The sequence below is a fragment of the Halolamina sp. C58 genome, from assembly GCF_051195095.1.
Classification (GTDB): Archaea; Halobacteriota; Halobacteria; order Halobacteriales; family Haloferacaceae; genus Halolamina.
In genome coordinates this window covers 1,604,676-1,617,828 of sequence record NZ_JBNTJY010000001.1, presented here as the reverse complement: position 1 = coordinate 1,617,828, position 13,153 = coordinate 1,604,676, and the positions used below count along the sequence as shown (strand labels likewise).

General features: G+C 69.5%; 12 protein-coding genes. 4 read left to right on the top strand and 8 right to left on the bottom strand.

Features of this window, described 5'->3' with window-relative positions; genetic code table 11:
• Positions 1 to 2: 2 nt before the first annotated feature.
• From ACQUSM_RS08440 to tatC, 4 genes are all read right to left on the bottom strand, one after another.
• The gene (locus ACQUSM_RS08440; RefSeq protein WP_435117672.1) at positions 3 to 341 is read right to left on the bottom strand and encodes a hypothetical protein; all 339 of its coding nucleotides are present in this window, start codon (positions 339 to 341) and stop codon (positions 3 to 5) included.
• A gap of 50 nt (positions 342 to 391) precedes the next feature.
• A complete protein-coding gene (locus ACQUSM_RS08435; protein WP_435117670.1) occupies positions 392 to 1,126 on the bottom strand; it encodes a queuosine precursor transporter in 735 nt (244 codons plus the stop codon).
• The gene (locus ACQUSM_RS08430; RefSeq protein ID WP_435117668.1) at positions 1,123 to 1,302 is read right to left on the bottom strand and encodes a ribbon-helix-helix domain-containing protein; all 180 of its coding nucleotides are present in this window, start codon (positions 1,300 to 1,302) and stop codon (positions 1,123 to 1,125) included. The genes ACQUSM_RS08435 and ACQUSM_RS08430 overlap by 4 nt, the downstream gene beginning before the upstream one ends.
• Before the next feature lie 159 nt (positions 1,303 to 1,461).
• On the bottom strand, positions 1,462 to 4,197 hold the full coding sequence (gene tatC / locus ACQUSM_RS08425; protein WP_435117666.1) for a twin-arginine translocase subunit TatC: 2,736 nt from the start codon (positions 4,195 to 4,197) through the stop codon (positions 1,462 to 1,464).
• Between the two features lie 96 nt (positions 4,198 to 4,293).
• Here tatC and ACQUSM_RS08420 point away from each other — a divergent pair, with 96 nt between their 5' ends.
• Positions 4,294 to 5,535, top strand: coding sequence for a twin-arginine translocase subunit TatC (locus ACQUSM_RS08420; protein WP_435117664.1), 1,242 nt, complete (start codon positions 4,294 to 4,296; stop codon positions 5,533 to 5,535).
• 368 nt (positions 5,536 to 5,903) lie between these two features.
• Here ACQUSM_RS08420 and lonB read toward each other — a convergent pair whose 3' ends face one another.
• Complete coding sequence (gene lonB / locus ACQUSM_RS08415) at positions 5,904 to 8,033, bottom strand: ATP-dependent protease LonB (RefSeq protein WP_435117662.1); 2,130 nt, start codon at positions 8,031 to 8,033, stop codon at positions 5,904 to 5,906.
• 202 nt (positions 8,034 to 8,235) lie between these two features.
• Here lonB and ACQUSM_RS08410 point away from each other — a divergent pair, with 202 nt between their 5' ends.
• Together ACQUSM_RS08410 and ACQUSM_RS08405 are read left to right on the top strand one after the other, a co-directional pair.
• A complete protein-coding gene (locus ACQUSM_RS08410; protein WP_435117660.1) occupies positions 8,236 to 8,748 on the top strand; it encodes a nicotinamide-nucleotide adenylyltransferase in 513 nt (170 codons plus the stop codon).
• Positions 8,748 to 9,365 carry a trimeric intracellular cation channel family protein gene (locus ACQUSM_RS08405; protein ID WP_435117657.1) on the top strand — a complete coding sequence of 206 codons (618 nt, stop codon included), beginning with the start codon at positions 8,748 to 8,750 and terminating at the stop codon, positions 9,363 to 9,365. The genes ACQUSM_RS08410 and ACQUSM_RS08405 overlap by 1 nt, the downstream gene beginning before the upstream one ends.
• Here the strand turns inward: ACQUSM_RS08405 and ACQUSM_RS08400 are convergent, their stop codons facing one another.
• Complete coding sequence (locus ACQUSM_RS08400) at positions 9,366 to 10,703, bottom strand: APC family permease (RefSeq protein WP_435117655.1); 1,338 nt, start codon at positions 10,701 to 10,703, stop codon at positions 9,366 to 9,368.
• A 75-nt stretch (positions 10,704 to 10,778) separates the two neighbouring features.
• On the opposite strand from ACQUSM_RS08400, the gene ACQUSM_RS08395 reads away from it, so the two are divergent.
• On the top strand, positions 10,779 to 11,234 hold the full coding sequence (locus ACQUSM_RS08395; RefSeq protein ID WP_435117653.1) for a nucleoside deaminase: 456 nt from the start codon (positions 10,779 to 10,781) through the stop codon (positions 11,232 to 11,234).
• Here the strand turns inward: ACQUSM_RS08395 and ACQUSM_RS08390 are convergent, their stop codons facing one another.
• Together ACQUSM_RS08390 and hemC are read right to left on the bottom strand one after the other, a co-directional pair.
• Positions 11,235 to 11,969 (bottom strand): uroporphyrinogen-III synthase, encoded by a 735-nt coding sequence (locus ACQUSM_RS08390; protein WP_435117651.1) that lies wholly within the window; start codon positions 11,967 to 11,969, stop codon positions 11,235 to 11,237. It lies immediately after the preceding gene.
• Positions 11,970 to 13,118, bottom strand: a complete 1,149-nt coding sequence (hemC, locus tag ACQUSM_RS08385) for a hydroxymethylbilane synthase (protein WP_435117649.1) — start codon at positions 13,116 to 13,118, stop codon at positions 11,970 to 11,972.
• Positions 13,119 to 13,153 lie beyond the last annotated feature (35 nt).

Sequence of the window (13,153 nt, the reverse complement as noted above, 5' to 3'; positions counted from 1 at the left end):
CGCTACAGCCGGAGGTACGTCGTTCCGGCCCGCCAGTTGTACAGCTCGACGAGCGTCCCGACCGCGCTGAACACGGCGAGGATGCCGACGAACAGCGCCCCGCTGCCGACGTAGGCGACGGTGCAGACCGCGGCCGCGAACGCCGCGCCGAGAGCGTTGTACGCGCCGTGTTCCCGGACCCGCGGCACCGCGCTGGCGGCGAAGAACGCCGTCCCGAGGGCGACGAGCGCGTAGGCCCAGTCGGCGGGGCTCCCCGGGCGGACGACGAACACGACGCCGACGGCCGCGATCAGTACGGCTGCGGCGGCGTACAGCGCCGTCTGGACACGTTGTTCGTCCATCGGCGCCGACTCGGGGCGCCGGCGAGAAAAATCCACGCAGTCCGTGTCGACTACGACGCGAACAGTCGCCGCTCGCCCGCGTCCCGTCGTCGAACTGCGCCGACGACCGCGTAGACGAACGGCGTGTCGATCAGCGCGATCGCGAGCTTCAGCACGTACTGGCCGACGATCAGCGCGGCGACGCTCGGCACCGGGCCGCCGCCGACCAGCGGCAGCCCCAGTTCGGTGCCGATCCCCAGTTCGGGGAGCACCCAGAACGCGACGCCGACGAAGATCACCGTGTCGATCAGCTGGCTGCTGGCGGTCGAGCCGACGTTGCGCAGCCAGAGCTTGTCGCCGTCGGTGAGATCCTTCAGTCGGTGGAAGACGAGCACGTCCCAGTTCTGACTGACGACGTACGCCAGTAGGCTGGCGACGACGATGTTCGTCGACGCGCCGAGTACGGAGGCGAACGTGCTCGCGAACGCGGGGTCGGCCGCGGGGGCGACGATGGTGCTCCACACCAGCGCCAGCACGACGAAGTTCATGAGGAAGGCGACGTTGACCAGTTCGCGAGCGGCCCGCTTCCCGTACAGTTCGGCGTAGCAGTCCGACGCGAAGTACGTCACGGCGTACGCGAGCGCGGCGCCCGGGAGCGTGAGCGCGCTGCCCGCGACCGGGATCGAGAACGGCAGCTGGAAGGAGAGCAGTTTCGCGGCAGTGAGCTGGGCGACGACGAGCGCGGTGACGAACAGCGCCACCAGCAGCAGCCGGTCGACGGGGAGGGGACGGCGTTCGGCGCTCATTCGTCGTCTTCCTCCAGTCGGCCCTGTCGCTCGTCGATCTCGTCGAGGCGGTCGAGCGTCTTCCGGATCGACGCCCGGACCGCGTCGCTGCGGTTGACGAACTTCGCGTCGTCGCCGACGTGCTCGTCCAGATCCTCGAGCAGCTCGTCGGGGATCTCGACGGACACCTTGCTCATCGGTCGCCCTCCGCTCCCCCGGTCGCTGCCTGACCGACGGCGGTCCGTGCCGGTCGGTTCGGTATTCGTGCAGTCATCTTCAGGGAGTACCCGAGGGGGACGCAAAAACGCACCGTTCGGCGGTCGGTTCACCGGCGCGAAAACGGCGTTTCGGTCGTGCTACCCGTCGTCGCTCGCTCCGGCACCGATCGTGGGTTTCCGGAGGTTGCGTCGGCCGCCGAGGGTGAGCACGAACAGCAGCCCGAGACCGACGCCGTAGGCGGCCATCAGCGGGATCGTGATCATGATCATCGTGAGCGCGTCCGCCGGGGTCAGCAGCGCGGCGACGAGCATCATGCCGATCATCACCTCGCGCCAGCGGTTCCGCATCGCGGTGTAGGGAATCCCCGCGGTGTTCAGCAGCGCCATCAGCACCGGCACGTCCGCGAGGATGCCGATCCCGGCGGTGGTGAAGAAGATCAGCCAGAAGAAGTCGGTGATCCGGTAGCTGATCGTCATGTTCGCCGCGAGCGCGTCCTCGACGAGGTAGGAGATGATCCGCGGCGCCACCTCCAAGTAGCCGAACACGAGCCCGCCGAGTAGCCCCGCGCTCAGCAGCGCGGCCCAACCGAAGATGACCTCGCGGCGCCCGCGGACGAACCCGCGGTCGCGCAGCGCCGGCCACGCGAAGTACGCGATCAGCGGCAGGGCCGCGGCGACGCCCAGCAGCGCCGAGAACTTCACCTCGAACACCAGCGCCTCGACGGGGTGGAGCGCGATCACCTTCGACGCCTCCATCGCCGTCTGCCCGGGTTCGAGCACCTCGCCCGGCACGCGGGAGAGGAAGTCCGCGTACACGTCGCGGATGCCGCCCGTGTAGAGCCAGAAGAACGAGCCCGCCATCACGGCCATGAACGTCCCGACGATGTAGAACAGCCCCGAGGTGAGCGAGCCGATGATGAACTGGATGTCCTTGTAGTAGCCGCCGATGTCGTCCTCGTCGGTGTCCTCGGCGAACTCGTCGAGGAACGTGCTGCCGGCGCGCTGGGTGCGGTCGCTCACGCTCCCCGGCTCCGCCTCGTCCTCCTCGTCTTCCGCCTCGGCCGCGGCGGTCGCGTCGTCGTAGCGGTCGAGGATCAGCCGTGCGCGGCTGTCGTCGTCGGCCGCCAGCGCGCGGTTGGCGTAGAAGTTCGCCTCCTGCTCGCTGAGCGCCGTGAACGTCGCCGGCGGCGCGCGTTCGAGCTCCTCGGTCGAGAGCTGCCCGACGTTCACCGCGGTGGGGTCGGTGCCCGCGAAGTAGCACGCGAGCAGGACGTAGATCCCGACGAGGCCGGCGACGACGGCGAGCACCCCTGCGGCGGCGATCCCGGCGGCGACGACCGTCGAGTAGCCGAAGGCGGGGACGCTGAACTCGAACCCGCCCTGTGCGAGCAGCGCGTTCACCTCGCCGGGGTAGCCGAGCACGGCGTACGCGAGGCCGAACAGCACCACCGCGAACACGGCGAGGGGCTGGCCCTGCCGGCGGAGGCGCTGGCCCCAGTCGACCCACTCCCGACCGCGCCGGATCGCGTCGATCGGGCCGACCGGGGTGAACAGCGGATCGCTCTCGTGAGCCGGGGGCTCGGGCGCGTCGGGATCGGGCTCGTGGGCCTCGTCGTGGCGGTCGAGGATGGCCTGTGCCTTCCCGTGGTCGCCCTCGTCGATGGCGTTCTGGGCGGCCTCGAGCGCCTCGGGCTCGCTCATCGACTCGAACGCCTCGATCGGCGCCGCGCGGACGCCGTCCTCGTCGAGCGCCGCGAGGTCGATCCCGGTCGGGTCGCCCATCTCGGCGTCGGGATCGACCGTCTCTTCGAGTTCGCGGTACGCGAACAGCAGCAGGCCGACGACGGCGAAGACGGCGCCGACGGCGAGCCCGATCAGCACGACGTTCGCGGTCGCCGAGAGCGACGTGAGCCCGTCGACTGCGGGCGCGCGGTAGCTGCTGCCGATCGCTTCGAGGCCGGCGTTGATCGCGCCGCGGCCGCCCGTGTTGGCGTAGAGCCACGCGACGGCGACGCCGGCGACGAGCAGCGCCGCGGTCGCGTTCCAGTTGCGCCGGAGCACGCCGCCGACGGAGAGCCGTTCGCTGCCGCGTTTCATCGTGACCGCGAACTTCGCGAGGTAGAGGCTGAACCCGTAGAGGGCGAGCAGCGGCACCGCCCACATGATCTGGGTGAACGGGTCCGGCGGCGAGAACACGGCGCCGAAGACGAAGATCGCGACGACGGCGTAGCGCCACTTGTCGCGGAACTGCTCGTAGGGGACGATCCCGGTGTAGGAGAGCCCCGTGATGGCGAGGGGCATCTGGGCCGCCAGCCCGAAGGAGAACGTCAGCAGCAGGACGAACTGGGTCCAGAGGACGATCGACCAGTAGGGGGCAAACCCCGCCGACACGGCGTTGCCGGCGAGGAAGTTGAACATGATCGGGAAGAAGAGGAGATAGCCGTACGCCATCCCGCCCATGAACAGCACGGCCGCGAGCAGGGCGATCCCGGCGATCTTCCACCGGGCCACCGAGATCGACGGCCAGTGCCCCCGCTCCTTCAGGGCGTCGCGGGAGAAGTAGACGAGGGCGGGCGAGGCAACGATCAGCCCCGCCACGAGCGATATCTTCGCCTGGAGCAGGATCACGTCGAACGGCGTCTGGGCGATGATGTCGAACTGGGACTGGAGCTCCGCGGGCATGCGTCGGGTGGTGACGCCTTTGAGCCACTCCCACGCACCCCGTTGGAGCGTCATGAACACGCCCAAGAAACCGATGAGGAAGACGACGAAGACCTTCTGGAGATCCTTCTGTGCGGATCGGAGCACCGCACCCGCCGTCTCCCGCCCCTCGGCGATGGCGCGCTGGGTATCGTCGTCGAGCGCGCTGGACATAGCGAGAAGGAGCCACTTCGGCGTTATCAACCTTTCCACCTCGCGGGCGGGCGATCCGGAAAGGCCTATAAGACCGCGTGAGCGATACCGACCCATATGGCCGAGGAACCGGACGACGAGGAGGGACGGGAGCCGTCCGACTCGTCGGCGCCCGGTTCCGACGAAGAGCGGACGGCGTCGGAGGAGCCCACGGACGACGCCGAACGGACGACGGCGAACGAGTCGGAACCGCACGACGAGGACGAGCCGGTCGACGACGCGGGCGACGACGTGAGCGAGTCCGACGAGGAAGCGGACGACGCCCCGGAGTTCACGAACGTCGAGGGGCTCGGCCCCGACAACGGTGCGCGCGAGGACGAGAGCGACACAGGAGAGGACGATACGGACGACGAGGAAGGCGAGGACGACGACGAGTTCGAGGCTGAACACGTCTTCGAGGACTACGACATCACGGAGACGCCCACGTCGCCCGAGGAGCGCGGTGCGACGATGCCGTCGATCGACGACGAGCCGGAGACGGAGCGGGCGGCCGAAACGGACGACGACGGGTTCGACACCGACGACGGGCTGCTCGGTGAGGGCCCCGACTCGGACGAGGAGATGCCGCTGGCGGCCCACATCGAGGAGATGATGAAGCGGCTGTCGGTGGTGTTCATCGTCGGCGGCGCGGTGGCGCTGACGCTGCTCGGACTCGGACAGGCGTTCGAGCAGGTGCCCACGGCGGTGGACATCATCGACGCGCTCTGGAACAACGCGATCCCCGGTGCGCCCGAGATCGAGGGGCGCCGGCCGCGCGTGTACGGTCCGCTGGAGCTGGTGCTCACCAAGCTCAAAGTGACCGCGCTGGCGGGGCTGCTCATCGCCCTGCCGGTGTTCGTCTACGAGACGTACATGTTCATGCGCCCCGGGCTCTACCCCCGGGAGCGACGGTACTACCTCGCGGCGATCCCGACGAGCCTGATCCTCGGCACGATCGGGATGGCGTTCTCCCACTTCGTGATCATCCCGGCGATCATGCAGTACTTCACCGTCTACACCGACGAGAACGTCGCCACCGTCGCCTACGGGCTGGAGAGCACGTTCTCGCTGATCATCGTCCTGATGAGTTACATGGCGGTGATCTTCCAGATCCCGCTGTTCATCATGCTCGCGATCATGATGGGGATCGTCACCCGGGAGTGGCTGGAGGACAAGCGCCTGCTGTTCTGGGGCGGCTTCCTCACCATCGCGTTCCTCGTCAACCCCGACCCGACGGGGATGACGCCGTTCATCATCGCGGCGACGATGATCGTCCTCTACGAGGGGACGCTGGCGCTGCTACGCTGGACCGGGAACTGAGGCGTCGACTCCGGTGGGGGACCGCTGATTCATCCCGACGCTCCCGGACACGGGCGTCGCGCTGTGGCTTCCGGTACGCACTCCTTCGGCTGCTACCTTCGTGACAATCCCAGGGCTCGCCAGACTCCAACCGCTGACTCTGCGAGGGGAGCCGAACACTCCGACCGCTTCACTCGGTCGAGCCCCTCGACGTCGTTCGACTGCGGCCTCGGAACGTTCGTGGCGTCCAACCCCGACAATCCGACCTTCGCATCACCCCTGTCGTTCTCCGCTGCCCCGGCAGTATCGTCTCCGGAACTGTGAGACAACGTCGACACCGTCGCTGTCCACTACGGTGTCACCGAAAAGATGTCCTCGAAAGAGACCGCTTACTGCGGCGTCGGCTCCGACCCGCCCGTCGGCTTCGTGACCTCGGAGCTCTCCAGCGCCGAGCCAGTGATGCTCTTGAGGCGGCTCACGAGCGAGTCCTTCTCGCCCTCGCCCTCGAGGGCGACTTCGAGCACCTCGGAGATGTGCGAGACCGGAATGATCTCGATCATCTCCTCGTACTCCTCTTCGATCATCACGTCCTGCTCGTTGGCCTTGGGGATGATCACGCGGTCACAGCCCGCCTTCGCGGCGGCCTCGATCTTGTGGGTCACCCCGCCGACGGGGAGCACGTCCCCGCGCACCGACAGCGAGCCCGTCATCGCGAGGCTCTGGTCGACGCCGATGTCCTCCAGCGCGGAGATCACCGCCGTCGCGACCGTGATCGACGCCGAGTCGCCGTCGACGCCCTGCTGGCCGGTCTGGATGAACTGGATGTGGATGTCCTTGTCCGAGATCTGCTCGTCGGTGTACTTCTTGATGATCGCCGAGACGTTCTGCACCGATTCCTCAGCCATCTCCTGTAGCTGCCCGGTCGCGATCACCTGCCCGCCCATCCCTTGGGAGGGGGTGATCTCCGCCATCACGGGCAGCATAATCCCCGAGTCCTGCCCCATCACGGCGAGGCCGTTGACGCGGCCCACCTGGTAGCCTTCGGAGACCTGCAGCTCGTAGTCCTTCCGGCGCTCGATGTAGTCGTCGGCGAGCTGCTGCTCGATCGAGCGGCTGCGACCCTTGGCTTCGAGCACGTGCTCGCGCGTCGTCGACTCCGCGCCCTCGCCGCGGGCGATGTCGCCCGCGACGCGAACGAGCCCACCGAGTGAACGGAGTTCGAGCGTGAGGTGGTCCTTCCGGCCGGCGCGGCGCCGGGCTTCGAGGATGACCTCCTCGACGGCGTCGTCCGTGAAGTGGGGCAGGCGGCCGTCGTTCTCGACCTCCTGGGCCACGAAGCGCGCGTACTTCCGGCGCATCTCCGGGCTGTCGCGGATGGTGTCGTCCATGTACACCTCGTACCCGTAGCCGCGGATGCGGTTCCGGAGCGCGGGGTGCATGTTCTCCATCGCGTCCATGTTCCCCGCCGCGACCATCACGAAGTCAGTCGGCACGGGCTCGGTCTGGACCATCGCGCCCGAGGAGCGCTCGGACTGGCCCGTGATCCCGAACTCGCCCTCCTGGATCGCGGTCATGAGGTGCTGCTGGGAGCGCACGTCGAGCGTGTTGATCTCGTCGATGAACAGCACGCCCTTGTTCGCCTTGTGGATGGCGCCGGCCTCGACGCGGTCGTGGCTCGGCGTCTCCATCCCGCCGGACTGGAACGGGTCGTGGCGCACGTCGCCCAGCAGCGCACCCGCGTGGGCGCCCGTGGCGTCCTCGAACGGCGCCGTCTTCGTGTCGGCGTTGTTGACCAGCAGGTTCGGGATCATCGCGTCGTTGCCCCGCGAGATGTACTGGAACCCGATGTAGATCAGCACCGCCGCGATCACGGCGATGATGGGGTTCCCCATCGCGAGGATGGCGTAGCCGGCGACGACCGCGATCACGATCCACATCAGGAGGCTGCGAAGCTGGTCGCGCTTCTGGGCCTCCTCCTTGTGGGCGTCGATGATCTGTTCGCCCTTCCCCGCGGGCACGGTCCGGACTTTCGGCTCGTTGCTGTCGTCCGGGTTGTGGTAGACGAGTACGTCCTGCAGCTCCTCTTTCGGCAGGAGCTCGGCCATCGCCTTCGCGAGCATCGACTTCCCCGTCCCGGGGGAGCCGATCATCATCACGTGGCGGCGCTGCTTGGCCGCCTTCATCACGACGTCCCGGGCGTGCTCCTGTCCGATCACCTGATCGACCAGCCGATCCGGCACTTCGATCTCGCTGGTCGAGTCGATGCGGAGCCCGCCGAGCAGGTCGTCCTTCCCGATCTCCTCGTCGCCGGCGATCTCGGCGTCGAACTCCACCTCGCTCCCGAGGTCGTCGATCTCGGGGGCGTCGTCCTCGTCCTCCCCGCGGCGCTGCTGCTCCGTGGGGGGGTCGGGCTGTTCGTCGGGGTCGCCCTCTCGGGCGCCCGACCCGTTGAGCGGGAAGGGATCGTCCCCCTGCTCCCCCTCGTCGGGCACGTCGGTATCGTCCGTTTCGTTGCTCATAGAACGCTGTCGCTACCTCGAAGGTGGCTCGTGAGCTTGATATACTTTCCCCCATCAGCGGAATTCGCTCCTCCGTCGTAATCTGGCAGTATACTGGCTTTAGACGGCGTTTCTCTGAACTCCGTTCCGCTCGATAGCTTATAAATGAACGTCCCGTCGTGACCCGTCGTTTTTATTCCTCCCGGGAGCGAACGCCGTGAGCATGCGGGGGTTCTACATCGGACGGTTTCAGCCGTACCACGACGGCCACCACCGGATGGTGGCGGAGATCGCCGAGGAGGTCGACGAGCTCGTGGTCGGCATCGGCTCCGCGGGCGACTCCCACACCACGCGGAACCCCTTCACCGCCGGCGAGCGCGTGATGATGGTGACGAAAGCGCTGGAGTCGCTCGACATCCCCACCTACGTCGTCCCGATCGAGGACCTCGACCGCAACGCGGTCTGGGTCGGCCACGTCCAGTCGATGACCCCGAAGTTCGACGTGGCGTACTCGAACAACCCCCTCGTCGTCCGCCTGTTCGAGGAGTCCGGCGTCGACGTGCGCCAGTCGCCGATGTTCCAGCGCGACGTGCTCGAGGGGACGGAGATCCGCGAGCGACTGGTCACCGGCGGCGACTGGGAGTCGCTGGTCCCCGATGCGGTCGCGAACACGATCCACGAGGTCGACGGCGTCGATCGCATCCGGCAGATCTCCGAAACCGACGCGAGCGACTGATGGTCGACGCCGGCCCCGCGTTCGCGGCGATGAACGCGATCGGCCTCGTCGCGTTCGCCGTCGTCGGCGCACTGAAAGGCAGCGACGCCGACCTCGACCTGTTCGGCGTGGCGGTGCTCGGCTTCCTCACCGCGCTCGGTGGCGGCACGATCCGTGACCTGCTGGTCGGTCGGATCCCAACGTCGCTCCAGTCGAACACGGAGGTGCTGTTCGCCGCCGCGGGGGTCGCACTCGCGGTGGTGCTCGCGACGCGGGTCCGCGGCGACCTGATGGAGAGCCCCGCGGTGCTGCTTCCGGACGCGCTCGGCCTCGCGGCGTTTGCCGCCACCGGCGCCGCCGTGGGGATCGAGGCCGGCCTCTCCCCGTTCGGCGTCGTCGTCACCGCGACGCTGACGGGTGTGGGTGGCGGGAGCCTCTCGGACCTGCTGCTCGCCCGCGTGCCGGCGGTGCTCCGCGAGGACTTCTACGCGACGCCGGCGGTCGCCGGCGGCGCCGTCGCCCCGCCGGCGGTCGCCGTCGGGCTCGGGACCGGGACGACGACGCTGCTCGCCGCGGGCGTCGTGCTCGCGCTCCGCCTCGGCGCGCTCCGGTACGACTGGCGACTCCCGACGGTCTGATTAGCGGGTCAGGCTCTCGCGAACCCGCTTGTACAGCCCCGGCCGCCGGAAGTACAGCAGCTCCACGCTCACCACGACGACTGCGACCACCACGACCGTCCGGAACGTCGCGGGTTCCGCCCGGTACAGGCGGAGGAACAGCAGGGGGAAGAACGTCCCACAGCCGAGCAGCCCGACGGCAGGGATCAGCCGCGAACAGCCGAGCTTCCCGGCGTTGCGCAGCGCCAGCGCACAGGCACCCCCGAAGACGACGATGAAGGAGAGCGACGCGAACGAGGTGATCCCCTGCAGGCTGCCGAGCACAGCGAACGCGGCGGTGATGCCGCCGAGCACGACCACCGCGGAGGCCGGCGGCGTGCCGTCGATCTCCCCGTCGGCGGCGCCGATCCGCGGGGGGAGCAGGTCGTCGGTCACCAGCCGCTGGGTCAACAGCGACGAGGAGAACAGCGTCGCGTTGATCGCCGACGCCGTCGACACCAGCGCCGAGGCGCCGATCACCGCCCGCCCGGCCGGACCGAGGAACTCCCCGGCGGCGACGGCGAGTGCGGTCTCGGGCCGCTGTCGAACGAGGTCGGGCACGATCGCGACCGTCACCAGCGCGATCGCGACGTAGATCGCCACTGCGACCGGGATCGCGACGAACACCGCCCGCGGGAGCGTCCGCCGGGGGGTCGCCATCGAGTCCTGATCGTAGAACAGCAGCTGCCAGCCCTGGAACGCGACGAACGACGACGCCGCGGCCGTCAGTGCCCCCACGCCGCCGATCCCGCCGAGCCCGAGCGTCAGGCTCCCCCGCTGCCAGCCGTAGTGGAGCCCGACCAGCGCGAACACGCCGAGCACGGCGATCTTGGCCGCGACGAGCAGGTCCTCGACGGCGCCCGTCTCCCGGACGCCGAGGACGTTGAGGGCGACGAACGCCCCGACGACGGCGAGCGACGCCGCGGGGCGGGCCACGGGGACGGCGCCGACGATCGGCAGCGTCGCCGCGAGGGAGACGCCCGTGAGGTCGACGAAGTAGCTCCCGAACGCGAACGCGTACATCGCCATCGAGCCGAGGTAGCCAACGAGCAGCGTCCAGCCGACCATTCCCGCCGTCGTCGACGAGTCGAGGTACTCCTGCACGAACACGACCGCGCCGCCGGGGTGGCCGACGCGGCGGTTCAGGCTCACGTAGGCGTAGCCCGCACACAGCGCGACGGCGCCCGCGAGCAGGAACGCCAGCCACGCGGTCGCGCCCGCGGCGGCGACGACGATCCCCAGCACGGCGTAGATGCCGCCGCCGATCATGCCGCCCAGCGCCATCGAGACCGCGCTACGCAGCCCCAGCTTCTCGCCCATCACTCGGACCCACGCCGGGCGCTCACTTCAGCCGATTGGCCGAACGGCTATCCCCTCGGCGCCGTCAGTCCCGGCATGGACCTCGACGCGTTCGACCACGACTCCCACATGAGCGAAGCGCTGGACTGTGCCCGTGAGGCCGCCGCCCGCGGCGACGAGCCGTACGGCTCCGTGCTCGTGAAGGACGACGAGATCGTGATGCGGGCGGGGAACCGCATCAACACCGAGGGCGACATCCGCGAGCACCCGGAGCTCACGCTCGCGAAACGCGCCGCCGCGGAACGAGACGACGCCGAGGAGCTGGTGATGTACACCTCGACGGAGCCGTGTCCGATGTGCGCCGGCGGGATCGACATCGCCGGCCTGCGGGCGGTCGTCTACAGCGTCTCGGGCGAACGCGCTGCCGCGATGCGCGGCTCGCCGCCGCTGCTCGCGTCGACGGACGTGTTCGCCGCGGGCACCAGCGACGTGATGGTGATCCCGGACGTGCGCCGCGCCGAGGGGGAGAAACTCCACCGAGCCCACTGGTGACTACCCGCAGCGTTTCGCTCGCTCGACGACCGCCCGCGCGAGCGCCGCGAAGTCGGCCGTCTCGGGCACCACGTCGACCGCGATTCCTGCCTCCTCGGCGGTCTCCGCGGGGCTCTCCGCGATGGCGCCGACGACCGCGTCTTCGAGCCCCGCGATCGCGTCCTCGCGGATTCCGCGCTCCGCGGCGGCGGCGAGGAACCCCTCGACGGTCGAGGAGGAGGTGAACGCGGCGCCGTCGAGCTCGCCGCGGGCAGCCAGTTCTGCGGACTCGCCGCCGTCGGCGGGGCGTTCGAGGCGGTACAGCGTCGTCTCGGTCACGTCGGCGCCCGCCTCGCGAAGCCCCTCGGGCATCGTCGCGCTCGCCCGGTCCGAGCGCGCGAGGGCGACGGACTTCCCGGAAACCTCGTCGCCGAGCTCCGCGACCATCCCCGCGGAGTCGTACTGGTCAGGGACGCGGCCGACGGTCCAGCCCGCGGCTTCGGCGGCCTCGGCGGTCGAGGAACCGATACAGCAGAGAACGGCGTTGCCGGGCGTCCAGCCCGCGTCGGCGAGGATCTCGACGCCCGTCGCCGAGGTGAGGACGACGAAGTCGGCGTCCGGCGGCGTCTCCCCGGTCGGCTCGATCGTCAGCATCGGGTCCGGCACCGGCTCGGCGCCCAGCGAGTCGAGAAGATCGGCGGCGTCGTCGATGCGGCCGTCGTCCGGACGGAAGACGGCGACGCGGGGGCGGGACATCTACTCCTCGGCGGCGGCCGCGATCAGGTCGTCCGCGCCGCGGTCGGCGAGGTCGGCGGCGAACTCGACGGCCGCGTCGACGTGGCTGTCGACCGGGAGATCGCGGGTCGCCTCGACGACCTCGGTGCCGTCAGTCGAGAGCACCTGTGCGCGCACGGAGACGGTGTTGCCCTGCACGGTCGCGTGGACGCCCAGCGGGGCGACACAGCCCCCGCCGAGCTCCGCGAGCACGGTTCGTTCGACGGTGACGGCGACCCGTGTCGGCGCGTGGTCGAGCTTGTTCCGCAGCCGGGAGATCACGTCCTCGTCCCGGGCGGTGACGGCGATGACTCCCTGTGCGGGCGCCGGGACGAACTCCTCGGTCGGGAGCCGACTGGTGCCGATCCTGTGGCGGAGCCCGCTGCGTTCGAGGCCGGCCTCGGCGAGCACGATGGCGTCGTACTCGTGGTCGTACTCCTGTCCCAGCGCGCCGCGTTCGAGCTCGGAGAGGCTGTCGAACCACTCGTCGACCGACTGATCGAACTCGTCGATCTCCTCTTCGAGCGCGTTCAGCCCCTCGTTCTCGTCGTCGAGCTCGCCCTCGGGATCGATGTTGTACTCCCGCATCTGCTTGCTCGCCTCCTGCTCGTCGGTCCCGAGCCGGCGCTCGTGTTCGCGCTGGAGTTCGGGCGCGAGCAGCTTCTCGATCCGGGTGTCGACGTTCCCTCGGAGCGGCCGCACGTCGAGATCGGGGCGGGCGTGCAGCAGTTGGGCGGTCCGGCGGACCGACGAGGTGCCGACGACGGCGCCCTCGTGGAGGTCGTCGAGCTCCTTCCCATCCTTCGTCACGAGCAGGTCGCCCGCGGCGGCGCGCTCGGGCACGGCGGCGACGACCATCCCGTCGGCGAACTCCGTGGGCATGTCCTTCATCGAGTGGACGGCGGCGTCGCAGTCGCCGTCGACGACCTCCCGATCCAGCGCGTGGACGAACGCGCCGATCCGGCCGAGGTCGGCGATCAGTTCGTCCTGAATCCGGTCGCCCTCGGTCTGGACTTCGACCAGCTCCACCGGGCGCCGGCGGGTGCCCACCCGTTCCTGCACGAACGCGGCCTGTCGCATGGCGAGATCGGACCCGCGCGTGGCGAGGCGGAGGGTCCTGTCGGTGCTCATGGGCGGAACTGGGCGACCGGTGGGGAAAAGGGGTA